The sequence below is a fragment of the Rhizobium sp. LEGMi-198b genome (assembly GCF_054114205.1).
Window position 1 is genome coordinate 1,287,494 of the sequence record NZ_JBSYVH010000002.1, and the last position, 25,329, is coordinate 1,312,822.

Annotated in this window: 27 protein-coding genes and 2 tRNA genes; 11 read left to right on the forward strand and 18 right to left on the reverse strand. The window is 60.2% G+C overall.

Annotation, left to right across the window (positions count from 1 at the left end):
• Positions 1-123: 123 nt before the first annotated feature.
• Together ACXHXG_RS12835 and ACXHXG_RS12840 are read right to left on the reverse strand one after the other, a co-directional pair.
• The gene (locus ACXHXG_RS12835; protein ID WP_457899477.1) at positions 124-1,077 is read right to left on the reverse strand and encodes a sugar-binding transcriptional regulator; all 954 of its coding nucleotides are present in this window, start codon (positions 1,075-1,077) and stop codon (positions 124-126) included.
• Positions 1,078-1,132: 55 nt separating this feature from the next.
• The gene (locus tag ACXHXG_RS12840; RefSeq protein ID WP_457899478.1) at positions 1,133-1,588 is read right to left on the reverse strand and encodes an RbsD/FucU family protein; all 456 of its coding nucleotides are present in this window, start codon (positions 1,586-1,588) and stop codon (positions 1,133-1,135) included.
• A gap of 227 nt (positions 1,589-1,815) precedes the next feature.
• Between ACXHXG_RS12840 and ACXHXG_RS12845 the strand changes: the two genes are divergently transcribed.
• From ACXHXG_RS12845 to ACXHXG_RS12865, 5 genes are all read left to right on the forward strand, one after another.
• Positions 1,816-2,475 (forward strand): response regulator, encoded by a 660-nt coding sequence (locus ACXHXG_RS12845; protein ID WP_104824378.1) that lies wholly within the window; start codon positions 1,816-1,818, stop codon positions 2,473-2,475.
• Positions 2,472-3,827: an ATP-binding protein gene (locus tag ACXHXG_RS12850; protein WP_104824379.1), complete on the forward strand. Its 1,356-nt coding sequence runs from the start codon at positions 2,472-2,474 to the stop codon at positions 3,825-3,827. Before ACXHXG_RS12845 ends, ACXHXG_RS12850 begins: the two co-directional genes overlap by 4 nt.
• 92 nt (positions 3,828-3,919) lie before the next feature.
• Positions 3,920-4,846, forward strand: coding sequence for an ROK family protein (locus ACXHXG_RS12855; protein WP_457899479.1), 927 nt, complete (start codon positions 3,920-3,922; stop codon positions 4,844-4,846).
• Positions 4,836-5,546 (forward strand): copper homeostasis protein CutC, encoded by a 711-nt coding sequence (locus ACXHXG_RS12860; RefSeq protein WP_457899480.1) that lies wholly within the window; start codon positions 4,836-4,838, stop codon positions 5,544-5,546. Before ACXHXG_RS12855 ends, ACXHXG_RS12860 begins: the two co-directional genes overlap by 11 nt.
• A gap of 135 nt (positions 5,547-5,681) precedes the next feature.
• On the forward strand, positions 5,682-6,623 hold the full coding sequence (locus tag ACXHXG_RS12865; RefSeq protein WP_457899481.1) for a DUF6030 family protein: 942 nt from the start codon (positions 5,682-5,684) through the stop codon (positions 6,621-6,623).
• Positions 6,624-6,696: 73 nt separating this feature from the next.
• Here ACXHXG_RS12865 and ACXHXG_RS12870 read toward each other — a convergent pair whose 3' ends face one another.
• From ACXHXG_RS12870 to ACXHXG_RS12930, 13 genes are all read right to left on the reverse strand, one after another.
• Positions 6,697-8,244: a SpoVR family protein gene (locus tag ACXHXG_RS12870; protein ID WP_104824383.1), complete on the reverse strand. Its 1,548-nt coding sequence runs from the start codon at positions 8,242-8,244 to the stop codon at positions 6,697-6,699.
• Positions 8,244-9,515 carry a YeaH/YhbH family protein gene (locus ACXHXG_RS12875; RefSeq protein ID WP_104824384.1) on the reverse strand — a complete coding sequence of 424 codons (1,272 nt, stop codon included), beginning with the start codon at positions 9,513-9,515 and terminating at the stop codon, positions 8,244-8,246. Before ACXHXG_RS12875 ends, ACXHXG_RS12870 begins: the two co-directional genes overlap by 1 nt.
• A gap of 18 nt (positions 9,516-9,533) precedes the next feature.
• The gene (locus ACXHXG_RS12880; protein ID WP_104824385.1) at positions 9,534-11,480 is read right to left on the reverse strand and encodes a PrkA family serine protein kinase; all 1,947 of its coding nucleotides are present in this window, start codon (positions 11,478-11,480) and stop codon (positions 9,534-9,536) included.
• Positions 11,481-11,948: 468 nt separating this feature from the next.
• Positions 11,949-12,024, reverse strand: a tRNA-Phe gene (locus ACXHXG_RS12885).
• A gap of 184 nt (positions 12,025-12,208) precedes the next feature.
• Positions 12,209-12,418 carry a DNA gyrase inhibitor YacG gene (yacG, locus tag ACXHXG_RS12890; RefSeq protein WP_104825218.1) on the reverse strand — a complete coding sequence of 70 codons (210 nt, stop codon included), beginning with the start codon at positions 12,416-12,418 and terminating at the stop codon, positions 12,209-12,211.
• Between the two features lie 5 nt (positions 12,419-12,423).
• Positions 12,424-13,044 carry a Maf-like protein gene (locus ACXHXG_RS12895; protein WP_104824387.1) on the reverse strand — a complete coding sequence of 207 codons (621 nt, stop codon included), beginning with the start codon at positions 13,042-13,044 and terminating at the stop codon, positions 12,424-12,426.
• 58 nt (positions 13,045-13,102) lie between these two features.
• The gene (gene infA / locus ACXHXG_RS12900; protein ID WP_004117876.1) at positions 13,103-13,321 is read right to left on the reverse strand and encodes a translation initiation factor IF-1; all 219 of its coding nucleotides are present in this window, start codon (positions 13,319-13,321) and stop codon (positions 13,103-13,105) included.
• Positions 13,322-13,463: 142 nt separating this feature from the next.
• On the reverse strand, positions 13,464-13,931 hold the full coding sequence (locus ACXHXG_RS12905) for an arsenate-mycothiol transferase ArsC (RefSeq protein WP_104824388.1): 468 nt from the start codon (positions 13,929-13,931) through the stop codon (positions 13,464-13,466).
• 5 nt (positions 13,932-13,936) lie between these two features.
• On the reverse strand, positions 13,937-14,410 hold the full coding sequence (locus ACXHXG_RS12910; protein WP_104824389.1) for a UPF0262 family protein: 474 nt from the start codon (positions 14,408-14,410) through the stop codon (positions 13,937-13,939).
• A gap of 3 nt (positions 14,411-14,413) precedes the next feature.
• Positions 14,414-15,712, reverse strand: coding sequence for a histidinol dehydrogenase (hisD, locus tag ACXHXG_RS12915; RefSeq protein ID WP_104824390.1), 1,299 nt, complete (start codon positions 15,710-15,712; stop codon positions 14,414-14,416).
• Between the two features lie 53 nt (positions 15,713-15,765).
• Positions 15,766-16,209 carry a DUF2948 family protein gene (locus ACXHXG_RS12920; protein WP_457899482.1) on the reverse strand — a complete coding sequence of 148 codons (444 nt, stop codon included), beginning with the start codon at positions 16,207-16,209 and terminating at the stop codon, positions 15,766-15,768.
• Between the two features lie 131 nt (positions 16,210-16,340).
• Positions 16,341-17,633: a UDP-N-acetylglucosamine 1-carboxyvinyltransferase gene (gene murA, locus ACXHXG_RS12925; RefSeq protein WP_104824392.1), complete on the reverse strand. Its 1,293-nt coding sequence runs from the start codon at positions 17,631-17,633 to the stop codon at positions 16,341-16,343.
• A 141-nt stretch (positions 17,634-17,774) separates the two neighbouring features.
• Positions 17,775-18,044 (reverse strand): hypothetical protein, encoded by a 270-nt coding sequence (locus tag ACXHXG_RS12930; RefSeq protein ID WP_457899483.1) that lies wholly within the window; start codon positions 18,042-18,044, stop codon positions 17,775-17,777.
• A gap of 154 nt (positions 18,045-18,198) precedes the next feature.
• On the opposite strand from ACXHXG_RS12930, the gene ACXHXG_RS12935 reads away from it, so the two are divergent.
• Together ACXHXG_RS12935 and ACXHXG_RS12940 are read left to right on the forward strand one after the other, a co-directional pair.
• A tRNA-Thr gene (locus tag ACXHXG_RS12935) sits at positions 18,199-18,273 on the forward strand.
• A gap of 233 nt (positions 18,274-18,506) precedes the next feature.
• Positions 18,507-18,791, forward strand: a complete 285-nt coding sequence (locus ACXHXG_RS12940; RefSeq protein ID WP_457899484.1) for a hypothetical protein — start codon at positions 18,507-18,509, stop codon at positions 18,789-18,791.
• A 139-nt stretch (positions 18,792-18,930) separates the two neighbouring features.
• Here ACXHXG_RS12940 and ACXHXG_RS12945 read toward each other — a convergent pair whose 3' ends face one another.
• From ACXHXG_RS12945 to ACXHXG_RS12955, 3 genes are all read right to left on the reverse strand, one after another.
• Positions 18,931-19,686, reverse strand: coding sequence for a toll/interleukin-1 receptor domain-containing protein (locus tag ACXHXG_RS12945; RefSeq protein ID WP_457899485.1), 756 nt, complete (start codon positions 19,684-19,686; stop codon positions 18,931-18,933).
• A gap of 133 nt (positions 19,687-19,819) precedes the next feature.
• A complete protein-coding gene (locus tag ACXHXG_RS12950; RefSeq protein ID WP_457899486.1) occupies positions 19,820-20,164 on the reverse strand; it encodes a CAP-Gly domain-containing protein in 345 nt (114 codons plus the stop codon).
• 268 nt (positions 20,165-20,432) lie between these two features.
• On the reverse strand, positions 20,433-20,903 hold the full coding sequence (locus tag ACXHXG_RS12955) for a cupin domain-containing protein (protein ID WP_457899487.1): 471 nt from the start codon (positions 20,901-20,903) through the stop codon (positions 20,433-20,435).
• Between the two features lie 251 nt (positions 20,904-21,154).
• On the opposite strand from ACXHXG_RS12955, the gene ACXHXG_RS12960 reads away from it, so the two are divergent.
• The 4 genes from ACXHXG_RS12960 (at position 21,155) to ACXHXG_RS12975 (ending at position 25,201) form a co-directional block, all read left to right on the forward strand.
• Positions 21,155-22,348, forward strand: coding sequence for a four-carbon acid sugar kinase family protein (locus ACXHXG_RS12960; RefSeq protein ID WP_457899488.1), 1,194 nt, complete (start codon positions 21,155-21,157; stop codon positions 22,346-22,348).
• The gene (pdxA, locus tag ACXHXG_RS12965; RefSeq protein WP_457899489.1) at positions 22,345-23,361 is read left to right on the forward strand and encodes a 4-hydroxythreonine-4-phosphate dehydrogenase PdxA; all 1,017 of its coding nucleotides are present in this window, start codon (positions 22,345-22,347) and stop codon (positions 23,359-23,361) included. Before ACXHXG_RS12960 ends, pdxA begins: the two co-directional genes overlap by 4 nt.
• A gap of 200 nt (positions 23,362-23,561) precedes the next feature.
• Positions 23,562-24,035, forward strand: coding sequence for a VOC family protein (locus tag ACXHXG_RS12970; RefSeq protein WP_457899490.1), 474 nt, complete (start codon positions 23,562-23,564; stop codon positions 24,033-24,035).
• Between the two features lie 362 nt (positions 24,036-24,397).
• On the forward strand, positions 24,398-25,201 hold the full coding sequence (locus ACXHXG_RS12975; RefSeq protein ID WP_457899491.1) for a metallophosphoesterase family protein: 804 nt from the start codon (positions 24,398-24,400) through the stop codon (positions 25,199-25,201).
• Positions 25,202-25,329: the final 128 nt, after the last annotated feature.

The window sequence follows — 25,329 nt, forward strand, 5'->3', positions numbered from 1 at the left end:
TTTGAGCATTCGCTTTGCTCGTGAGCAATTACTCACCCGTTGCGACAAAATGTCAATGCGAATTCATTGCTGCATTGCCGAACAAGCAGCTCATCCATTTGATTTTATGGGGTTATTTTTTGCTCAAGCCTTGAGCAGAAACTCAGCGACCGCTTCGTCGGTGATCAAACCATTGATCTGATGGCCGGTAACGGCCGCTTTGATGGCTTCGAACTTCCGTTTGCCCTTGGCTATTCCGATGACGGAAGAGGCTTCGCGCGGCGGAAGCGGTGCGCTGGCCACCCGGTCATTAATGGCATCCGACATCAACTTGCCGTCGCCATCGAATACCCAGCCGCAGATTTCGCCGGCCGCTCCGCGCTTCATCAGCGCCAGCATCTCCTCCTTCTCGAGAAAGCCGTCGAGACAGAGCGGCGCCTCGATGCCCATCTCGCCGACGCCGACGAAAGTCACATCGGCCTGCGCGCTGATATCGAGCGTCGAGCGCACCAGCGCCTGCGCATGCAGAAGCTCGCGCTCCTCGGCCGAGGAGACCAGCACGGGCAGCGGCATGGGATAGTGCCGCGCCTTGATCGCATCGGCCATGCTGAAGATAACGTTGTAATAGGCGGCCGAGCCATCCGGACCGATATTGCCGGTCAGCGATACGACCCGGTGCTGCGGGCATTCCATGACCGGCAGCTGGTCGACCGCGGCCTTCAGCGTGCGGCCGGTGCCGATCGCCAGCACGATCGGATCGCTGCGCTTCAGCCAGCGCTCGATCTCGGCAGCACCCGCTTCGGCGATACCGACCGTGGAGGATGTCCCGTCGGGATCGCTCGGCACCACTTCGACATGCCTGAGCTTGAATTTTTCCCGCAGCGCCACCGCATATTCGAGGCAGGCGGCAATCGGATGGTCCAGCCGCACCTTGATCAGCCTTTCGGCAACCGCGAGCGACACCAGCCGCTGTGCCGATTGCCGGGAGATTCCCATGGCGATGGCGATCTCGTCCTGCGTCCGCCCGGCAACGTAATACAGCCAGCCGGCTCGCGCCGCATCGTCAAGCCGCCCCTGGGAATCCAACTTCCTGACCATCACATTCCTCTGCGAAAGCAGCACCCTTTACCCGATATGGCAGCAGCGCGGTACGTTAGTCAGTTTCCGGCGGAATGACGCCCTTGGTCAAGGTGAAACAACCATAGAAGCGGCGCTCGCCGGTCTGGATCACGCAGTAAGCGGTTTTTGTCCGCTCATAGAAGGCGAAACGCTCCACCGGCGTCAGAGGCCAGTGCTTGCCTTCGGCGCGATCGATCGCCGCCTGCACTTCCTTCTGAACCTGCGGTACTTCATCGGCCGCGCCGACCACTTCCATGCGCGTCGCCGCGTCGGTGATGAACGTATCGAGCGGCATCAGCGATAGCACCGCCGCGACGGCTTCGGCGGCCGATACATTGTCGATTCGCAGAAGCTGCCCCAGCCTGGTCTGACGCGCGATTGCATCGGCCGGAAAATTCGTGTCGACGATCGCGAGCATGTCGCCATGCCCCATCGATTTCAACGCATGCAGCACATCCGCATTCAACAGCGGCGAAATTCCCTTCAGCATGAACGGCTCTCCTCAGCTCTTCGATCAGCGGCAGTTCCGAAGCCGCGCTCTTCATCGGGAGCAAAGAAGTAATCGCGGCGCCGATCTCTGTCCATAGCCGCCACGAACGTTATCAGCAGAACGTGAGGGATGAGAACTGCGCTTCTCATTGTGGCTTATTTCGGCCTTTATTGACCAGATAGGTTCGGCGGCATTAACTGAAGCACGGGCATGGTTGCGAGGGACAGGTGAGAATTCTTCTGGTCGAGGACGACGATATGATCGGCGGCGCGGTTCGCGACCATATTGCCGCGTCCCCGCATGCCATAGACTGGGTGAAAAACCTCGCGGATGCGCAAGAGGTTACCAGCGCCGTGCACTACGGCCTCATCCTGCTTGATTTGCAGCTCCCCGACGGCATCGGCATCGACTTCCTCAAGAAACTGCGCCGCAAACCGGACGAGACGCCCGTCATCATTCTGACCGCCCGCGACCAGATCTCCGACCGGATCGAGGGCCTGAACAGCGGTGCCGACGATTATCTCGTCAAGCCTTTCAATCTCGGCGAGCTTACAGCCCGCATCATGGCGGTGGCCCGCCGTTACAGCGGCAGTCCGCAGCCCACCGTTCGTTTAGCCGATCTCGAAATCGACCTGCCGCAACGGCGCATTACGCTCTCCGGCAAGGATGTCGTGCTGACCGGCCGGGAATGGGCGGTCCTCGATCTGCTGGTTGCGCGACCGGGCGCCATCGTCTCGAAGGACCAGATAGAAGAAGCGCTTTATGCTTTCGGTTCGGAAATCGAAAGCAACACGGTGGAGGTCTATGTCAGCCGCCTGCGCAAGAAGATCGGCAAGGACCGCATCCGCACGGCCCGCGGCGTCGGCTATTGCCTGGGTGAAAGATGACGCAGCGCAAAAGTCTCAACCGCACCAGCATCACCCGCCGCCTGATCGCGGCGCTGACCGGCACGGTCGTCCTCTTTTGGCTGATCGCCGTCGGCATCGGCGTCTATGTGGTCAACAAGGAGCTCGCCGAGACCTTCGATGGCGCATTGCAGGAAACCGCCCAACGCCTGATGCCTCTGGTGGTCGACGATCTTGCCGATCGCGATCCCTCCGCCGATCCGCAAACCCTCGAAAATATGGAGAGGGGACTGAACCGGGAATACCTGACCTACCAGGTGCTCGACGCGACGGGCAAGCTCATCCTGCATTCCCATGATGCACCGAAGATACCCTACGACGTGCCATTGAAGATCGGTTTCCACAACACGCCGAAATACCGAATCTACACAGAATCCTCTTTGAACGGCACACTCTTCCTGCATGTCGCCGACGCCTTCAAGAATCGCCGGGAAGCCTCGCGGGAGAGCGGCGTCGCCCTGCTCTGGCCGCTGCTTGCCCTCATCCCCGGCAGCGTCGTCGCCATCTGGTTCATCGTCGGCCGCTCGCTTCGGCCGATCGATCGGTTGCGGTTGGAAATCGCCACCAAGGATGGCGGCAACATGGCCCCGTTGGAGAGCGACCCGTTGCCCCGCGAGCTGCAGCCGATAGGCCGTTCCGTCAATCTGCTCCTCGGCCGCCTGCGCTCGGCTCTCGAGGCCGAACGTGAATTCACCGCCAACAGCGCCCACGAACTGCGCACGCCGATCGCCGGCGCGCTCGCGCAGACGCAGCGGCTGATCGCCGAACTGCCGAAAGGGCCTCTCGCCGAACGCGCCGGACGAATCGAGACCTCGCTCTCCAATCTCGGCCGCCTGGCGGAAAAGCTGCTGCAGCTCTCCCGCGCCCAGGCCGGCATTGGCACTGGCGACAAGCCCGCCGATCTGATCGCCATCATCGAAACAGTCATCGGCGACTACGACCGGGATACGGGTACGGCGGGCCGCATTCTCCTGGAGAACGAGGCCGACGGGAAGCTGATCCGCAACGTCGATATCGACGCCTTCGCCATCGCCATCCGTAACCTCATCGAAAACGCCTTGATTCATGGTCCGACCGATGACGAGGTGACCGTCAGGATCGGCCAGGCAGGAACGATCCATATCCTGAATGGCGGCAATGTGCTGTCGCAAGAAGAACTGGCCGATCTGAAAAAACGTTTCTGGCGCGGCAATACGAAAGCTTCCGGCTCCGGCCTCGGCCTTGCCATCGCCGAGCGCATCGTCGAGCAGATCGGCGGCCGCCTCGATCTTTTCTCCCCCGCTACCGATAAGGTGGACGGTTTCGAGGCCAGGATCATCCCACCCGAAGCCTGATCACGCCGAGACCGGAGCACCGCGCGGAATGGCTTGCAAAGACCGGCAAAGGGTGCGAGCAAGCGCAAGACGTTCCCTGCAGGCCAATATTCATGATCGTTTCTTTCGATATCGGGGGCTCCGCCATCAAAGGCGGCATCGCCCATTCCATGATGGACATCACGCCGCTCGCCCGCCGCCCGACGCCGAAGTACGACTTCGGCGAATTCGTCCAAGCTTTGCGCGCTGTCATCGCCGAGGCCGGCGAGACGCCGGATTGCATTTCCTTTTCCATTGCCGGCGTTGTGGACCCCGATACGCAGGCACTCACCTGTGCCAACATTCCCTGCATCAACGGCCGGCGCCTTGCCGCCGAACTGGAAGCGGAACTCGGCTATCCCGTGCTGATCGCCAACGATGCCGATTGCTTCGCCATGGCGGAAGCAATGTCCGGCGCGGGACGCGGCCATCGCATCGTCTTCGGCGCCATTCTCGGCACCGGCGTCGGCGGCGGCCTGGTGGCGGATGGCCGCCTCGTTAACGCCGCCGGCGGCTTTGCGGGCGAATGGGGCCATGGCCCGATCATCGCTTCCTTTGCCGGCATTCCGCCGGCGGTCATCCCCGCTTATCCCTGTGGATGCGGCCAGAAGGGATGTGTCGACACCATAGGCGGCGCTCGTGGCGTCGAGCGCCTGCACAGGACCCTGCATGGGTTGGAATTTTCCAGCGAGGAAATCATCGGCCAATGGCTTGAGGGCGATGCCAAGGCCGAGCGGACGATCGATGTCCTTGTCGATCTCGTCGCCTCGCCCCTGGCGCTGACCGTCAACATCACCGGCGCAACCATCGTTCCGGTCGGCGGCGGCCTTTCCAATGTCGAACCCCTGCTGGCGCGGCTGGACACGGCGGTGCGCGCCCGCATTCTCCGCAAGTTCGACCGCCCGCTCGTCGTGCCGAGCGAATGCAAGGTCGAGCCCGGCCTGATCGGCGCGGCCTTGCTTGGATTGAAATTTGCCGAAGAGCGCAGCCATGCTGCTTGAGGTCTGCGTCGAGGATATTGCCGGGCTCAATGCCGCCATCGCCGGTGGCGGCGATCGCATCGAGCTTTGCAGCGCCCTTGCCGTCGGCGGCCTCACGCCGAGCGCTGGGCTGATGGCCGCGGCGGCGCGTGCGCCGATCCCGGCCTATGCCATGATCCGCCCGCGCGCCGGCAGCTTCGTCTACTCGGCCGATGAACAAGACATCATGAAGAGCGACATAGACGCCGCCCGCCACGCCGGTCTGCCGGGTGTCGTGCTCGGCGCCTCCCTGCCGGACGGCCGCCTCGACAGCGATACACTCCGCGCGCTCGCCGATCATGTGGGAAGCCTCGGCAAAACATTGCATCGCGCCTTCGATCTCGTTCCCGATATCGAGGAGGCGGTGGAGCTCGCCATTTCCCTCGGCTTCGAGCGCATCCTGACCTCGGGCCGCGCGAAAACGGCCGCGGAAGGGCTCCCCGCTTTGGAACAGGCGATCGCCGTTGCCGCCGGCCGCATCTCCATCATGCCCGGTTCGGGCGTCAATCTTGGAACTGTCGGCAAGCTCTGGCCGCGCCTTGCGATCACCGAAATCCACGCTTCCTGCTCCGTTGCTGCCCCGGAAACGGATGAACACCTGCTCGCCTTCGGATTTTCCACACCGACGGTGCGCCGCACCGATGCAGCGACCGTTATGGCGCTCAAGGCACATTTCGCCTGAAGGCTGCGATTTGACAAAAAACGGTAGAGTGATCAATCGTTCATAAACGCATATTCTGTAGCTATGGATCTGCTGCGGAATGCCAACCCATTGCAGTTAAGCAGGTTTCCTCTGGAGTAGCTGTAGATCTAAACCATGTCGGTGGCGCCACCTCGCAAGAAAAGCAGGGCTGTCTTCTGGATTGCGACGATCGTTATCGGCTCGATCATTTTGGCGACCGCGTTGCTTGCTAACGATATGCGCAATCTGAGGGCGCTCGATGCTCGTTATCATCTCGATCTGTTCAGCGGGTCGGCCCAGCCAGCCTCACCTCCGGTCATGACAGCCGCCGCCCCACAAACCGCCAATCCGAAACCCACCGAAATCGCCGGCGCGAAGAGTGCGACACCCAATCCCGGGGTCACGACAACCGCGCCAGCACAGAAGCAGGCCACGCGCGTCAAAAAAGCGGCAACGCCAAAACCAGCCCGGCGCTCCCACTTATTCGACCCGCCCGTCGATGCCCTGCGCGGCGCCTTCGTGCGAAGCTGGCGGATAACGGGCCAAACGCTCTGCGCCGACCTTTCGAAATCGGGCCTGTCCGTTGGCGAATGGAGGCAGAGCGCGCTTGACGCCGGAACCTTCGAATGCAGCTACGAGATTCAGAAAGGCGGCAACGGTGACCGCAATGCTGCGTCGTTCTTCATCATCGTCCGTGGTGCGTCGACCGGGGAGCTCGACAATATCCGTATCAAGGTGATCATGCCCGACAATGCGGATGGCAGGGCGACCGGCGAGACATTTATCGACGCCGTCGTCCTGCTTCTGACCGAAACCCGCTGGCTCGATTTCCAGCCGGCGCTCGAAGCGATCGGCAAGCTGCAGGACGTGACGCTGGAAGCTTTCGGCACAAAGCTCAGCTTCTTCCGGGAATTCCGGAACGACAGAAGCTTCAATCTTCAGCTAAGCCTCCAGAGGAAAACGCCGGAACAGATCCGCACCGCCATCGTCTTCGACAAGGCGCGATGGACGCTGCGGTCGCCGCCACCCGTCACATATCAAACCGCTCGCGAAAATTTTACATGGCGTTCGCGATGAAGGGTCGCTGTTCTCACCGCGCAACGATGGTGGTCAAATATCGCCAATCTTGATGGCCGGTGAATCTGCGCCGTCAGGCCGCAATGGCCGACGGACGCGGATGGACGAGGTGGTCGCGCAGGACCGAGCCGGAGCGGTCGACCTCCTGCAGCAGCACATCATAGCTCCAAAGATCGGCAAGGTGCTGCAGCACGCGTTTGGCATCAATATCCTCCAGCAGGCCGCCGTTCAGCACCGTATGCTTGAGCATGAGCCGCCGGTCGCCGGCAAGATCGACATCGACAATCTCGATATGCGGATCGATCCAGCCGACATCATATTGCCGCGCCAGTTCGCGCCGGATGCGCTTGTAACCGCGTTCGTCATGGATAGCCGCCACCAGCAATCCCTCCTCCTCTTCCGGATCGTCCGTGAGGTGGAACATGCGCATCTTGCGCATCAGATGCGGGCTGAGGAACTGCGATACGAAGCTCTCGTCGCGGTAATTCGCCCAGAGGTCGCGCAGTACTCCCATAGTGTCCCCACACCCGGCGATATCGGGAAACCACTGCCGGTCCTCGTCCTTCGGCTTGGTCACGATCCGCTCGATGTCCTGCATCATCGCAAAACCGATCGCATAGGGATTGAAACCGGAAAAGCGCGGATCGTTGAAGGAAGGCTGGAAGACGACATTGGTATGCGATTTCAGGAATTCGAGGAAATCGCCGTCGCCGATGCCGCCGAGTTCGTGCAGCCGAGTCATGATGCGGTAATGCACGTAGGTCGCCGTGCCCTCATTCATGACCTTGGTCTGGCTTTGCGGATAGAAATATTGCGCCACATGCCGGACGATGCGCAGGATCTCCCGCTGCCACGGCTTCATCCGCGGCGCCATCTTCTCCAGGAAATAGAGGATATTTTCCTGCGGCAGGCCGGTGAGCGAACGCCGGTGCTCCAAATCGAGGTCAGGCGCCTTCTTGCCCTTTACGACCGGAACCGTCCGCCAGAGATCGTTGAAGATCCGTTCGTCATATTCGCGCCGCTCGCGCTCGCGCCTTTCCTCATCGCGAAGATCGAGCGTCTTCTTGCCGGCATAACGGTGGACACCATGCGACATCAACGCATGCGCGGCATCCAGCGTCCGCTCCACGGCGGCATGGCCATAGCGCTCCTCGCAGCGGGCAATATAGCCCTTGGCGAAGTTGAGGTAATCGAGAATACCCTCCGCATCCGTCCAGAGCTTGAACAGGTAATTGTTCTTGAAGAAATGATTGTGCCCGAAGGCGGCGTGGGCGACCACCAGCGCCTGCATCGTCGCCGTATTTTCCTCCATCAGATAGGAGATGCAAGGCGAACTGTTGATGACGATCTCATAGGCAAGCCCGCGCAGACCCTTGCGATAAAAAGCCTCGTGATGAGCAAAATGCTTGCCGAAGGACCAATGCTTGTAGAACAGCGGCATGCCGATCGAGGAATAGACGTCGAGCATCTGTTCGGCGGTGATGATCTCGATCTGGTTGGGATAAACGTCGAGGCCGAGCTCGTCGAGGGCGATCCGCTCGCAGGCATTGTGGATCCGCTGGATGGTGGCGAAGTCCCAGTCCGCACCGTCAAAAAGCCGCTCCATCGATGCCTTTGCCATTATCCGCTCCTGGTTTCCGCCGCCCGGCGCTGAAAGAGATCATGGAAGACCGGGTAGATCTGGCTGCGATCGCTGACGCGGCGCATCGATAGCACGGGCCACCCCACTTGAATGCGCTCATAAAGCGACCAAAGCGCCGAACCGGAAGAGATCGCGACGCTGCGCGCCTCCCCCACCTCCAGATAGGCGAAATACTGGCTGACCGGCAGGATGGCACTGGTGAGCAGCGCCGCCGCAGTCGCATTGTCCGAATAGGCGTTGTCGCCATCCGATGCCTGCGCTGCGTAGATGTTCCAGTCCGATGGCGGGAAACGATCATGAACGATCCGCCGCATGGCTTCGAGAGCGCTCGACACCTGCGTGCCGCCGGTCGCCGGACTGCGGAAGAAGGTCTCCTCATCCACCTCTTCGGCCACATCCGTATGGCGGATGAAGACGATCTCGACGCGGCGATACTGCCGCGTCAGGAAGATGTAGAGCAGCATGTAGAAGCGCTTGGCCAGATCCTTCATGTGCTCCGACATCGAGCCGGAAACATCCATCAGGCAGAACATGACGGCCTGTGCCACCGGCTTCGGCTCGTTCTCGAAACGGCGGTAGCGGATATCGATTGGGTCGATATAGGGAATACGCCGGACTTTCGATTCCAGCACCTTGATCTCAGCCTCGAGCGCGGCGCGGCGTTCTTCATCCTTGCATTCGGCCGCCTCCGCGATGAGTTCGGCGACGGTCTCGGGCTTCGGACGGTGCAGCGCCACGCGCCGCATCATCGCCAGCCGCATGGTGCGGTTGATGGCAAGATTGGCCGGCGATCCCGTTACCGAATAGCCCGATCGTACCGGATTAGGCTGATCGGTCGTTGTCAGCCGCTTTTTGGCAAGGTCGGGAAGTTCAAGATCGTCGAGGAAAAGGTCGAGAAATTCCTCGCGGGTCAGGATGAAGCGGAAGGCGTCTTCGCCACTGCCCTCGCCGCCGGCCCGCCCCCTTCCGCCACCGCTCTCTGGCCGCGGAAGGATATCGCCTTCAAGGAAGTCCTTGTTGCCGGGAAGGATATGCTCATGCAGGCCCTCTGGGCCGCGATGGAACCGGGGCTCCTCGGTTCCATCAAGGGGAATGCTGATCTCACCGCCCTTCAGAATATCCTGAATGTCGCGATTTTGAGAGGATTCATAGACCGCTCTCTGCACCAGCGCTTTTGCTCTTCGCAAAAACCGTTGACGATTTTCTAGACTTTTGCCGCCTGGATTCAGGCGCCGGTCAACAATGTGCATTCCTTCTTCCTTGGTGGCTCATCCTGCCTGTTTCACACGCATGTACCATTCCACAAGCCGCCGAACCTGACGCTCGGTATAGCCCCGCGCCATCATGCGTTCGACGAATTCGCCATGTTTCTTTTCCGTCTCGCCATCCTTCTTGGATCCGAACGAGATCACCGGCAGGAGGTCCTCGACCTGGGAGAACATCCGCTTTTCGATGACTTCGCGAATCTTCTCGTAACTCGTCCAGGACGGATTCTTTCCGCCATGGCTTGCCCGCGCCCGCAAGCAGAACTTGACGATCTCGTTGCGGAAGTCCTTCGGATTGGCGATACCCGCCGGCTTTTCGATCTTGGTCAGTTCCTGGTTGAGAAGCTCTCGGTCCAAAAGCTGGCCGGTATCCGGATCCTTGAAATCCACATCCTCGATCCAGGCATCGGCGTAATCGACATAACGGTCAAAGAGATTCTGGCCGTAATCCGCATAAGATTCCAGATAGGCCTTTTGAATCTCATGTCCAATAAATTCCGCGTAGCGCGGCCCGAGCTCGCTCTTGATGAATTCGATGTAGAGCTTTTCGGTTTCGAGCGGCAGTTGCTCGCGGCGGATCGCTTGCTCCAACATATACATCAGATGCACCGGATCGGCGCCGATCTCGGTCGTATCGTAGTTGAAGGTCGCCGCCAGCACCTTGAAGGCGAAGCGGGTCGAAGCCCCGTCCATACCTTCGTCGACACCGGCCGCATCGCGATACTCCTGCACGCTGCGCGCCCTCGGATCGGTCTCCTTCAGGCTTTCGCCGTCATAGACCCGAAGCTTGGAGAAGGCCGTCGAGTTCTCGTGCTTGGCAAGCCTCGTCAGAACCGTGAAGCGGGCAAGCGTTTCCAGCGTCGACGGCGCACAGGGCGCGTCGCTAAGCTCGGATTCCTCGATCAGCTTCTCGTAGATCTTCTGTTCTTCGGTGACCCGCAAGCAATAAGGCACCTTCACGACGCAGATACGGTCGATGAACGCCTCATTGTTCTTGTTGGCCTTGAAGGTCTGCCATTCCGACTCGTTCGAGTGGGCGAGAATGATGCCCGAGAAGGGAATGGCGCCGATATTCTCGGTGCCGATGTAATTGCCTTCCTGCGTCGCCGTCAGCAACGGATGCAACATCTTGATCGGCGCCTTGAACATCTCGACGAATTCGAGAATGCCCTGGTTGGCGCGATTGAGCGCACCGGAATAGCTGTAGGCGTCGGGATCGTTCTGCGCCAGGCTCTCGAGCTTGCGGATATCGACCTTGCCGACCAGCGAGGAAATATCCTGGTTGTTTTCATCACCCGGTTCGGTCTTGGCGACGGCGATTTGTCGCAGCCTTGACGGCTGTATCCTGACCACGCGGAACCGCGAAATGTCGCCCTCGAACTCTTCCAGCCGCTTCAGGCACCACGGGCTCATCAGCCCGGTCAGGCGCCGGCGCGGAATGCCGTAGCGCTCCTCGACCATCGGCCCCATGGTCACGGGATCGAAGACGCTGAGCGGGCTTTCGAACACTGGACTGAGCTCGTTGCCGGCTTTCAGCACATAGATGGGGTGGACCTCCATCAGCGACTTCAGGCGCTCGGCGAGCGAGGATTTACCGCCGCCGACAGGCCCGAGCAGATAGAGGATCTGCTTGCGCTCCTCCAACCCCTGCGCCGCATGGCGGAAGAAGGCGACGATACGTTCGATCGTCTCTTCCATACCGAAGAAGCCGGAGAAAGCCGGATAGGTTCGGATGGTTCGGTTCATGAAGATACGCCCGAGGCGGGTATCCTTGGCCGTATCGATCAGCAGTGGTTCACCCATCGCGGCCAGCAGGCGCTCCGACGCATTCGCGTACATGAGCGGATCATCCCGGCTCGCTTCCAGGTATTCGGAGAATGACATCTCGACTTCGCGCCGTGCTTCGAAAGAACGGGCAAACGTGTTGAATAGCACATCGTTGTTTAACATGGCGCCTCGATAGCTTGCTATTGCAATAAACGCCGGACTTAACGGGATCACTTCCCGCTAGTATCTAAGGTGCGGTAATAGTCGCTTCGAATCAATAGGTGACCCTTCAATAATTCGTACGCTTGATTGCATTAGCCATCAATATCTTGAAAGGTTCTTTCACCGGAATTAATAATGAATACCTCTAAAGTTGCGAAGTTTGTCCGATTCTCCACCATTAGACGCGCTTGACAGCCCCTGCAAAAGCGCGAGCCAGGCTCGCCCTTTCTGATGGCCTGAAGCCGCGATATTCCGCTTGAAACAAAGGGAAAATTCAGGGTCGGAAAAGTGCGAGGAATCTAAGCTCCCCCACCGGCCACTTGCAGGACGTGGATAACACCAGGGATTGCCGTGCTGCATATCGGCCGCGCCGCTTTGCTGATAGCCGATACGGCTGCCGCAGATCCGATGATATTGTGAAGATAAGAATGGTGCCCAGGACCGGAATCGAACCAGTGACACGCGGATTTTCAATCCGCTGCTCTACCAACTGAGCTACCTGGGCATCCTTGCTTCGCGCTGATCGGAAGGTCTTGGAAGACCCTGGGCGGTTGGTTCGCCCCGGAAGCGAGCGGGGTTATAGCATCTTGTTCGCCCATGTCCAGCCGCAAATGACTCTTTTTTGACAGGAAATGGATTTTTGGCAATTCGCGAATAAAATGAAAGGCTTCGTGGAAATGGCGAAGCGCCTATTCCTCGTCGGACGCCTTGGTCTCGTCCTCGGCAACGGGAATGGCATAGGCGCCGTTCAACCACCGCGACAGATCGAGTGAGCGGCAGCGATCAGAGCAGAAGGGATAATGCTCGCGCACCGAGGGTCGCCCGCATTCCGCGCAAGCCCGTGTCTTGCGCAGCGGCTCGATCTTTGCCCCCACCTTGATCTTGTCGTCGTCCGCCATGACGATCATCCTTCCTGCCATTCCGCGTAGACGTCGAATCCTTCGCCCGCGAGAAGCAGCATGGTTTCATAAAGTGGCAATCCAACGACATTCGTGTAGGAGCCGATCAGCTTCTGCACGAAGGAGCCGGCGAGCCCCTGTATGCCATAGGCACCCGCCTTGCCGCGCCATTGGCCGGAGGCGAGATACATATCGATATCCTTGCCGGACAGCCGCTTGAAGCGGACTTTGGTCTCGACCACCTTCTGGCGCAGCTTGCGGTCCGGCGTGATCAGGCAGATGCCGGTATAGACGACATGGCTGCGGCCGGAGAGCAGATGCAGCGCAGAAGACGCCTCTTCGACGAATTCCGCTTTCGGCAGGATTCGCCGGCCGACGGCGACGACCGTATCGGCGGCGAGGATATAGCTTCCCTGCCAGGCGACGTCGCCCTTTACCGCCGCAAACGCCGCCTCGCTTTTTTCCGTCGAAAGCCGGCGCGCCAGCGAGCGCGGGTGCTCCGACTTCTTCGGAGCCTCGTCGATATCCATGGGCATCAGGCGCGCCGCTTCAATTCCCGCCTGATGCAGGAGGTCGACGCGGCGCGGCGATCCGGAGGCCAGTATCAGCTTGTGTTTCAGCGCCATAAAACCTCGACCGTGACAGGCGGCATTTCGGAGGGCCGGCTCGGATGCGAGCTGCGGACTACTTGAAACGATAGGTGATGCGGCCCTTGGTCAGGTCGTAGGGTGTCATTTCCACGAGCACCTTGTCGCCGGCGAGAACCCGGATGCGGTTCTTGCGCATGCGGCCGGCGGTGTGAGCGATGATCTCATGCTCATTTTCCAGCTTCACACGGAAGGTCGCGTTCGGCAGCAATTCGGTGACGACACCGGGAAATTCAAGGACTTCTTCTTTCGGCATTAAAGCTTCTTTTCCTGTGGGGTTGATGCCGGCTTCCATGACAAAAAGTAAGGCCGCCGGAATTTTGCGCGGAAACTACACAATCGTCGCGGTTTTGTGAACCTCGTTGATAAGGCTTTCTGCATTTGTTTAACGAGACACTCTAAAGAGAGCCGCGATGCTCGACCAGCCGGCTTTCGATCAGGCCGAGCAGATAGTCTCTCACCTCGCGATACGCATTGAGAATCTGCTCGCGCGTGCCGCCGGCGACCGAGGGATCGATGGTCGGCCAATAGATGACATCGATGGCATTGGCGCGCGTCAGTTCGAGAGCCGCATGATGTGCTTCGGGAGACAGCGTGATGATGACGTCGAAGAAATCATCCTCCAGCTCCTCCAGCGTCTGCGGCTGCCGGCGCCCGAGCGAGAGACCGATCTCGCCGAGGACGACATCCACGAACGGGTTGCGTTCGCCTGCGCGCACGCCCGCCGAGGCGACATAGGTGCCCTGCGGCAGCATTCCGCGCGCGATCGCCTCGGCCATCGGCGAGCGGATGGTGTTGAGCCCGCACATGAACAGAATGGCACCGGGCGGCTTCCCATTATGTTCGATAGCCTTCGGCTGTTCCATTGCCGTCACCCGCGCCAGTAGAGCACGCAGACGAGTGTGAAAAGCCGCCGGGCCGTATCGAAATCCACGATGATCTTACCCTTCAGCCGGTCCATCAGCGTCCGCGAGCCTTCATTGTGAATGCCGCGGCGGCCCATGTCGATCGCCTCGATGCGGCTGGGGGTGGCGGAACGGATAGCCTCGTAATAGCTTTCGCAGATCATGAAGTAGTCCTTCACGATCCTGCGGAACGGCGTCAGCGACAGAATGTGAGTGGCGACGACGCCCCCCTCTTCCGTGCGGATATCGAAGACGAGCTTCTGGTCGACCAGAGACAGGCTCAGCCGATAAGGCCCGCCGCCATGGCCGACGGGCTCGAAACTGTTTTCCTCGATCAGATCGAAAATGGCGACGGCGCGCTCGTGCTCGACATCGGGCGTCGAACGGCCGATCGTGTCGTCCAGGATCACGTCGCTCAGCCGGAAGACGCCTTCAGCCATGCCTTATCCTTCGAGATTGAGGCGGATCGCAACGGATCGCGCATGGGCATCGAGCCCTTCGGAATTGGCGAGCGCGATCGCCGCAGGCCCAAGCGTGCGCAACTGCTCGGGACCGAGCCTCAGGATCGAGGTGCGCTTGACGAAATCAAGCACCGAAAGCCCGGACGAGAAGCGCGCGGAGCGGGCCGTCGGCAGCACGTGGTTGGAGCCGCCGACATAATCGCCGATCACTTCCGGCGTATGACGCCCGACGAAGATCGCGCCGGCATTGCGAATGCCGGCCAGCAGCGCATCCGGATCGTCGACGGCAAGCTCGACATGTTCGGCGGCGATACGGTTGGCGAGCGGAACGGCCTGCTTCAGATCGGAAACCAGGATGATGGCGCCGAAATCCCGCCAGCTCGCGGTCGCCGTCTGCGACCGGCCGAGCTGCTTGAGCTGCCGCGCGACGGCGCCTTCGACGGCCTTGCCGAGCGCGGCGTCATCGGTGATCAGGATCGACTGCGCGCCCTCGTCATGCTCGGCCTGCGCCAGGAGATCGGCGGCGAGCCAATCCGGATCATTGTGCTTGTCGGCGATGACGAGCACTTCCGAAGGGCCGGCGATCATGTCGATGCCGACGGTGCCGAAAACCTGCCGCTTGGCGGCGGCAACATAGGCATTGCCCGGGCCGGTGATCTTAGCGACGGGGGCGATCGTTTCCGTGCCGTAGGCAAGTGCCGCAATCGCCTGCGCCCCGCCGACGCGGTAAATCTCCTCGACGCCGGCCATGCGGGCCGCCGCGAGAACAGCCGGATTGACCGCGCCCTTCATGGTCGGCACGGCGATGACGACGCGATCGACGCCGGCGACCTTGGCCGGCACGGCATTCATCAACACCGAACTCGGATAGCTCGCCGTACCGCCGGGCACATAGAGGCCGACGGCTTCGATCGCCGTCCAGCGCGAGCCGAGACCGACGCCGAGAGCGTCTTCATAAATATCATCCTTGGGCAATTGCCGGCGATGATGCGATTCGATGCGGGTGGCGGCGACTTTGAGCGCGCCCAGCACTTCGGCGGGGACGGCGGCAACCGCCGCATCGATCTCCGCTTCGCTGACACGCATCGGCGTCACGGCGAAATCGATGCCCTCGAATTTCCTGGAATAATCGGCGAGAGCCGCGTCGCCGCGCGCCCGCACATCATCGATGATGGCGCGTACGACGGCGTTCACATCCTCGGATACTTCCCGCTTGGTCGTCAGAAAAGCGGCGAACTGCTGTTCGAATCCTTCCGATGCCTGATCCAGCCAGATAGCCAACGCTGATAATCCTCTTCCTTCGGGGCCGCCGCACGCGGCGAAAACTCGTACGCTTACTTGGCCTCGTCCGGATGACTGGGCTTATTAGCCGTTTCCCACGCGCCGCCGATATCTGCAAGCTGAACTTCGATACATTCGACATCGAGCGCAATCGTCGCCTTGCCCGCCAGCGTCAGCTCGATCGTGCCATCCGGCCCTTCGCCCTTTTGATCGAAGCGGATGGCGAGCAGCGACAGCACCTCGTCGCGCTGGCGTCGGTCGACGCCGCTGGAGCGCACCGCCAGCACCCGCTTGAACACCAGCGCCGAGCGATGCCGCTCGAACGGCTTGCCCTTCTGATCCGACACTTCCCAGACGAAACGGTTGGCGGCAACGGAAAACTGCCCGAGCCGCGGCGCATAGGACATGTCGGCAACCTTGAAGACGCTGTCCTGCATATGCGCGGAGATCACGCCCAAATCTTCGTTGTCGAGCGCCATTAGCTTGAGATTGGTCATTCGCCTGATATCCCCGATCGCCATGGAAATGCCGATACCGGCATTTCTCAAGTGATGGAAATAGGATGCGGGCGGGCAAGACGCAACCGGAGAAACAGGCTTCTCCTGTCTCTTTCTATGGGCCGCCGGAATTAGTCGCTGATGCGCTCGACAATGGCACCGCAGCGCGTCAGCTTGTCTTCCAGCCGCTCGAAGCCGCGATCGAGATGATAGATGCGCGAGACCAGCGTTTCGCCCTCGGCGGCAAGGCCGGCGATGACCAAGGAGACGGAGGCTCGCAGGTCCGTCGCCATGACCGGCGCGCCCTTCAGACGCTCGACGCCTTCGATCTTGGCGGTCTGGCCGGAGAGCGAGATCTTCGCGCCGAGGCGCGCGAGCTCCTGCACATGCATGAAGCGGTTTTCAAAGATCGTCTCGGTGATGTGCGAGGTGCCCGTCGAGCGCGTCATCAGCGCCATGAACTGCGCCTGCAGGTCGGTCGGGAAACCCGGGAAGGGATCGGTAACGATATCGACCGGCTTGATGCCGCCGCCATTGCGCTGAACGCGGATGCCGCTTTCGGTCGCCGAGATAACGGCGCCGGCGCGGCGCAGGCTTTCCAGCGCGGTGTCGAGCAGCGCCATGTCGGTGTTTTCCAGGCGGACATCGCCGCCGGCCATGGCGACGGCCATGGCATAGGTGCCGGTCTCGATACGATCCGGCAGGACGCGATGGCGCGCGCCGGAGAGCGAGGTGACGCCTTCGATGGTGATCGTGCTGGTGCCGGCGCCGGAAATCTTGGCGCCCATGGCGATGAGGCAATTGGCAAGATCGGCGACTTCCGGCTCGCGGGCCGCATTGCCGATGACCGTCGTGCCGCGGGCAAGCGTCGCCGCCATCATCATCACATGCGTGGCGCCGACCGAAACCTTCGGGAAGACATAGCGCGCGCCGATCAGGCCGCCCTTCGGCGCGGTGGCGTTGATGTAACCGCCGTCGATTTCCATGGTGGCGCCGAGCGCTGTCAGGCCGTCGATGAAGAGATCGACCGGGCGCGTGCCGATGGCGCAGCCGCCCGGCAGCGACACGCGCGCCTGGCCTTCGCGGGCGAGCAGCGGCCCGATGACCCAGAAGCTGGCGCGCATCTTGGCGACCAGCTCATAGGGCGCGGTCGTGTCGGCGATGGTGCGGCAGGTGAAATGGATGGTGCGGGAATAGCCGTCTTCCTGGCGCTCGCGCCGGCCGTTGACGGCGACATCGACCCCGTGATTGCCAAGGATGCGCATCAGAAGCTCGACATCGGCCAGATGCGGCACGTTTTCGAGCGTCAGCGTATCGCTGGTCAGCAGCGAGGCGATCATCAGAGGCAGAGCCGCATTCTTGGCGCCGGAGATCGGAATGATACCGTTGAGCTCGTTGCCGCCGACAATCCTGATACGATCCATATATGACTACGGGCGAGGCCCGCCTTTCCTGAAGTTCCGTGCGCCAAATTCCACGCGTTTGGGGAGAGAGCGCTGTTTAGACGAAATAGTTTAAGGCTTCAATTCGTTTGATGCTGTTTGATGATGACCAACATCAAATCATTACGATTCGTCCATTTTTGCGGCGGCATCCTTTGCATCGGACGAATTTGCGGCGGGAAGCCCATCCGTCTCGTCCGCCTGGCCGGCGCGGCGCGCCCGGACCTGCTGTTTGCGGCGGGCAAGATTTTCACGCAGCTTCTGCGCCGCCCGCTCGCGCCGCCGCTCCGCCTCGAGATTAAGCTTCGCGCCCGCGCCTTCCTTCCCCTCGCCGGCCGTCAAACCGCCTTGCGAGAGCTGCTCATCACTGCTTTTCGTCTTATCCGCACCCATGACCTTCCCATAGCCGAAATCCCCCGGCTTCAAAAGACCGACATAATTTTTCCAGCGATCTTTCACCGAACTTGAAATTTGCGGCTTGCACTTACCTCTCACCTATGGCAATAGCCGCCTCGCCCAATACGGCGCACACGACGCGCCACGGTTTGCTGCTATAGCTCAGGGGTAGAGCACTCCCTTGGTAAGGGAGAGGCCGAGAGTTCAAATCTCTCTAGCAGCACCAGTTTTCCTTGTTTTTCAATGGTTTACTTGTGCGCGCACCGGCATAGCCGCCGGCAATTCGACCTAGCTGAACGGAACATCCAGTGAATTGCGCGGAATATCCGTGCAAAATCGGTGCACAATGTTCGATGGAAGTTCTCAGGAGTGCGCGGCTGGAGCTATTGTCAGAGCGGTCAATCGCTATAACGCCGTGATGTTCGGCGATCTGTGATGCGAGCGACTGGGGTCAAGGATATGACGCTGATTAACGTGATTGCTGCGATCGCCGCGAGTTGCGCGCTCGTTTCAGGCCTCATCGCGGCCTGGTATTGGTGGAAGTCAAGCCAGGTGAGCTTCGATCCTTGGCACGGCCATCATGAACCGCTGATCCATGAACAGTGGACCTTAGGCATCGCCGTCGAGTTCGTTCGCATGTCGAAGGAGGCTGCGCAACTAAATGCGATAGCCGCCCGATGGACAGCAGTCACCAGTGTTTTAGCCGCAATTGCGACCTTGCTTCCAATTTTTCCTGTGCTCTGACTTTGGTCGTGGATGGCACCGGGAGCCGGAATACTTCAAAATAGTAATTTCAATATTATACTGGACAGCTTCCATTCCACGCAACCTTGCGCTGTTTAGAACAGATATCCCAATGACACAGACCATCTTCTACTGAAAATCAGCCAAGCAGAGATATAAGGTCGTCGTAGTGGGCGCCACGCTTTACCGAGAAAATCGAAGCCTGAGCGGCAATTTGGGTTCCGATCGCGAATCCGGCCGGCGCAATAACAAGGTACTCTCGCTTGTTGGCTTCAATCATAAAATCCCTGAAAGGTTGATCGAAGTTCGCGGGCACAGCAGCAGAGGGCTCCTCCTCACCGTTAGCCAACTTTGCAGAAAGGCCTGAATTCCATATGAATAACTGCTGCGCCCAATAAACAATTTGCCGTTGAATTCTTAAGTCTTCCGTTATCTTGTGATAGTGCTCGGTTCGATCACCAAAGGGGATCTGTGGCTTCCCACATCCTATAGCGCTCGCGATGATCCCATACAGATGGTCTAGATGAAGTTCATCACTCAAATTTAAGCCTTGGAAAAATGACAAGGGCGGCGGGAGTTGACCTCTCTCGATTCCCGAATGACAAACGGGAATGGTCGGAATTCCACGTATCCATCCAGCGCCAAATTCAGTGTAAATCCATGGTCGAGTTACCGCCAACGGTGATAGAAGACCGATCAATATAGCGCATTCTTCAAGGTTTTTCTTTATCGCTTGGTTCCACTCTTGCCCACCAGAAATACTGTCCAAATTCGAAGACACAAAAACTTCACACATTCCGAGAAAATCTGCTTTAACATCTCCCTGGAATTTCTTCGCGATTTCACTGTCGGCAGCAGCATGACTTATAAATATTGATGGCATAGCCTGACTCACTTTCTTCAGATTCTCCCTGAATGAAAATGAAGCCATAGGATGTGTAGTTGTCAATGCAATTCAACTAAATATTCAAACAATACGAATTCAATAGAAGCTTGGATTTGCTGGCGGCAAAAGATACGCTGCCCCCTCAAACCTTCTCCCTCTTCTTAACCTTCCCCTTCTCCACCGGCGCATCCGGCGTCGGCGCCAGCAGTTTCCGGAGCGAGGCAATCTTGTCCTTCACCAGCGGGCGGAAGCGGGTGGCGCGGTAGGGCATGTCGGCGGCGCCGTAGCCTTCGGGGCCATCGTCGTTGCCGCGGTGGATCTCTTCGAGCTTCACGCCGATGAAGGTGCCGTCGACATAATGGGTGTATTCGCCGACCCAACGGATCGTGTAGATCGTTCCCTTGCGGATCAACTGGTCGATGCTGACATGCTTGAACGTGTCATTGATGCAGACGACCTTCTGGCCCACATGGAAATCGTAGCTCACTCTGCTCTCCTTGGATCGACAGGGACCACCTTGCCCTATCGCCGGGACGCCAGCATAGCCGCATATCAGCGTGAGAGTAAACGTGGCGAATGCCACAGCCCGGATCTGCGGCGCCGCAAACAGCGACGGAGCGAACGTCGACAAGCCTCGGTGAAAACCGAAGATTGCGCCGTTCATTGCCTAATGGCTACCGGCGCGCGGACCGATTCGTTGGTGTGACATCCGCCGCACTCCGCGATAGGGCAGCAACCTTCAAGCCCCCAACCAGCTATTGCGACTTTTGAGGATCGTCCGCCGGATTGATATATTTGATCCCCCAGGGGCCATTGGTAGTGATCTGGAGGATAGTCTCCTCGTTGAAGTAAACGAAATGCGCCGTGCCGGGCGGCAACGCGAAGAAACTGCCCGCAGGCAGTGACTTGGTGGCGCTCCGATCGGCGGTCTTGCCCATCCCAAAATTGATCGTCCCCGATATTATCGTGACCACCTCATCGCCAGGATGCGTGTGCGGTGGGATCGCATAGCCGGCTGGCACTTTGAGCCGCAGGGCAAATAAGCCTTTCTTCATGGGATCGCCGAACAAGACCGCCGCTTGTGCTCCAGCAGGAAGCACTTTGGGGGCTGGGCCCCACTTGACTTCATTGGGAACCACCAGTGTGTGTGCCTGCTCTGCCCAGGCAAAGGAAGCGATTCCGCAAAATCCGATCCAGCCGATTGCAAGTATCGACGCGATTTTCATGACAACCTCCCTGTGTCGCCGGGCCTTCCGCCTCGGCTGCACGCTGGGGCAGGCTCGCGAACAGTTCAGAATAAGTCCGCCTACCATTCCGAGCAAGGTTCCTCCGGGTCATCCAATCGGATTACGGGCCCTTTCGACTTGACAACTCCCCCACAATTTAAAGACTGCACCCACCCAAATCGGCACACTGGAACGTCATTTCCATGCTTATCTCCACCGCATCCCGAGCCCTTCGGAGGCAATGATCGCTCATGCCCACCCTCCGCCTCATCGCTGACGATCTGACCGGCGCGCTCGACACGGCTGTCGAATTCGTCGGCGTCTATGGACCGATCGAGGTGCAGCGCGAAGATGCGCTTCCGGCAAGCCTTCCGGATTGCCTTGCGATCGACAGCGGCACCCGGGAGAAATCGGCCGCCGAAGCGGCTGCCATTGTCGGCGCCATTGCGCCGCTGCTGGAAGGGGCCGATCTTGCCTTCAAGAAGGTGGATAGCCTGTTTCGCGGGCCTTGGGCGGCGGAACTGGCGGCCTGCTTTCGGCTCGGCCACTGGCGGCATTGCATTCTGGCGCCGGCCTTTCCGCATCACGGGCGGCACACGCGCGGCGGACGGCAGGTGCTGTTTGCCGGGAAGGATGCCTGGCGCGATATCAGCGGCGATCTCGTCGCTCATTTGAGAGCGGAGGGCCTGCCGGCCTTCAACACGGCGCTCAGTCACCACCAGGTCGATGCCGGAGAACCCATTCCGGATGGCATCCATGTTTTCGACGCCCATTCGGATGAGGATCTGGACGCCGTCATCGCATGGGTATCATCTGAGCTACAGGGACCGGTCCTTTGGAGCGGCACTGGCGGGCTGGCGCGCGCCCTGGCGCGGAATATCGATTTGGCAACGCATCGCCGCCCTCCTCCCGAAAAGGACGCGAGCGAAGAGCGGCCCGCGCCCACTGTCCCCGTTTCGCGCAGGCTGCAAAGACCGGTGCTCGGCCTGTTCGGCTCCGATCAGCCGATCACGCTGGCGCAACTCCAGGCCTGCGGCCCCAATTGGCTGAAGCTTGCGGAAGGTGCCAGCGCCGATGCGGTCGACAGACAAATCCAGCAAAGCGGCGTCGCCATGGTCAGCCTCGATCTGCCGACCGGGCTCGAACGTGACGATGCGGCAAGGCGGATCGCGGCAACTTTCGGCAGCATAGCCAACGCACTGCCCGCACCAGCCACATTGATTGTCGCCGGCGGCGAAACCTTGCGGAACCTTTGCGCAGCACTCGATGTTACCGCCCTCAGCCTCACCGGCCAGGCGGCACCCGGCCTGCCCCGCGCCACGATTGTCGGCGGCCCCTGGCAAGGCACCACGGTCATCTCCAAATCAGGCGCATTCGGAGGCCCCACCCTATGGCGCGATCTCTTGAGTGAAAACGCGCTGATTGCCGGAGGAGAAGAACCATGACGCGGCACCTGGCAATCACCATGGGCGACCCCGCCGGCATCGGCCCGGAAATCATCGTCAAGGCCGCTGCCCGGTTGAAGGACAGGCTCGATGAACGTAAGCTTAAACTTACAATAATCGGTAGCGGCCCGGCCCTGCGGCTCGCCGAACGGCAGCTCGGCCTCGATATAGAGATTCCGGAAGCCCGGATGGAGGACGACTGGCCGAACCTCTGCTTCATTCAGGCCGATATGGAGGGCGAACCGATTCTGCCGGGCCGGCTCTCTGCCGATGGCGGCCGCATGGCTTTCAAGGCGATCGAGAAGGGCGTTCAGCTCGCCATGACCGGCAAGGTCGGCGGCATCGTCACTGCACCGCTCAACAAGGAAGCGCTGAACAAGGCCGGCTTTCATTATGCTGGCCATACCGAGCTGCTCGCCGAACTCACCGGCGCCCGCGGCTCGGTGATGATGCTGGCCCATGGCAATATGCGCGTCAGCCACGTCACCACCCATGTCGCGCTGGAGGATGTGCCGAAGCGCCTGACCCCCGAGCGGCTGCGCCTTGTCATCGACCTGACCGACAAGGCACTCAAGCAGCTCGGCATCACCAAGCCGAAAATTGCCGTGGCGGCGCTCAATCCGCATGCCGGCGAAGGCGGCCTCATCGGCCGGCAGGATATCGACATTTCTGCGCCGACGATCGCAAAGGCTGTCGAAGATGGGCTGGATATCGTCGGCCCGGTCCCCGGCGATACCGTCTTCGTCAAGCTGCGCGCCGGCCAATATGACGCCGTCGTCGCCATGTATCACGATCAGGGGCATATCCCGGTCAAGCTGCTGGGCTTCGAGATCGACCCGGCGACGGGAAAATGGATGGACCTCTCCGGCGTCAACATCACCCTCGGCCTGCCGATCGTCCGCACCTCTGTCGACCACGGCACGGCATTCGACATCGCCGGCAAGGGGATCGCCAATGAGCGAAGCCTGATCGAGGCGATCGAGTTTGCGGAACGGCTGGCAGCCAATCGATGAGATTGTCGGGCACGCTCTCCGATGCCGCAACGTCGTGCCGTGCCCCTCACCTTAGCCCCCTTCCAAGGGGGCTAGGGGATGACAATCAACTCCCTCTCGCTGGAAATTAAAGTCCCTCACTAAAATCTTTCCTCCCCTGTCGGCATTTCCCCTTTCCATCCGTCCTCTGGTCAACCCAACCCGAAAGAGGAGAAACGCCGTTGTCCAAGATTGCTCCATGCCTGTGGTTCGAGCGCGAGGCCGAGGAGGCCGCGAGGTTCTATGTCTCGCTGTTTCCGGATTCACGCATCGACCATGTGCAGAAGAACCTTGTCGATACGCCGGCCGGCAAGGCCGACAGCGTGCTGGTCGTCGACTTTACGCTGGCGGGACAGCGCTTCATGGCGCTGAACGGTGGCATACGCTTCGAATATACCCATGCGATCTCGCTGGCGGTGGATTGCAAGGATCAGGCAGAGGTCGACCGGCTGTGGGATGGTCTTGCCGACGGCGGCGAAATCGAGCAATGCGGCTGGCTGAAGGACCGCTATGGCGTCTCCTGGCAGATCGTGCCGAGCGTGCTCAGCAAACTTCTGTCCGATCCCAATCCCGTCAAGGCCGCGCGCGTCATGCAGGCATTGATGCAAATGGTGAAGCTCGATATTGCCGGCCTGCAGAAGGCCTATGAGGGCTAGTCGGCAAAGTCTCCAACTTGGACCTCCCGGTCGCTGCCCATGGCTGCGCCCGGGAGAATTCGGCTGCCGTCAGGCGTTCGATGGCCTGCAACTGGATGCAGTTCGGCACCCCTATGGCGCCATCGGCGAACAAACATTCATCCGTCGCAAAACGCTCCAACGCCAAGAATCGCGTTGGTCGCGCCAAGGCATAACGACTCCTATCGCCTTGTTTTTCTTAACCTTAGCGTAAGTCCTGCCCTCCGACGCGTCTTGCGCCTGGCCATCCGTTGGACTAGCGTTGCGCTACCGCCCTAAAATGGCGGGATTCTTGAAATATTTTCAAAAGATTATGCCGTCGTGTTTGGTGTAGGCGGATGTCCATGACCGGACTAATCGATCAACTTTTCGGCAGGAGAGCGGCGAAGTCCATTGAACCGCGATCCCGCATTGATCTGACAGCGGAAGGCTACACAGCCATCTATGCGCTGAGCGACATTCATGGCTGCTACGACGCGTTGATCGAAGCGGAAAGGCATATCGTTGCGGATGCCGTCACGATCCCCGGCCGGAAACTCCTAATGTTCCTCGGCGATTATGTCGATCGTGGTCCGCGATCGAACGACGTGCTGCAGCATCTGTGCGAGCCGCCACCTGTGGGCTTTGACCGCTATATCCTTTGCGGCAATCACGACGATGTCTTCCTGAAATTCCTGGACGATCCGCGCGCCAACAGCCATTGGCTCGAGTTCGGCGCCGTACAGACACTCGCCTCCTATGGCGTCGACGTGGAATATCTGCTGCTCGAAGAAGGCAGGAGCATCGAGGAACTCTGCGAAACCGTTCTTCAGGCCATGCCGCCGGCGCATGTCGAATTGCTGCGCTCGCTGCCGATCGCCATCATCATCGGTCCCCTCCTCTTCGTCCATGCCGGCGTCCGGCCTGCCATACCGCTGGAACAGCAGACCGACGAAGACCTGATCTGGATCCGCGACCCCTTCCTCTCCGAAGGTCCGCAATTGCCGGTGCTGGTGGTGCATGGCCATACGCCGACCGCGCGGCCCGACTTTGGCAACCATCGCATTGGCATCGACACGGCCGCCGCCATGGGCGGAAGCCTGACGGTGCTCAAGATCGCGGCGGGCGAATGCTCGATCCTCACACAGACCTTCGAGCCACGCCGCTGAAAAACGGCATAGGGGGCGATCATAGCTGATCGCACCCCTGCCACACCACCCGGCATGCGGGTCCGCACCGGGCGGTTCGAGAGATTGAGGTTAGGTGAGCCTGGGCATTCCAAGTTGGTCGGCCCATC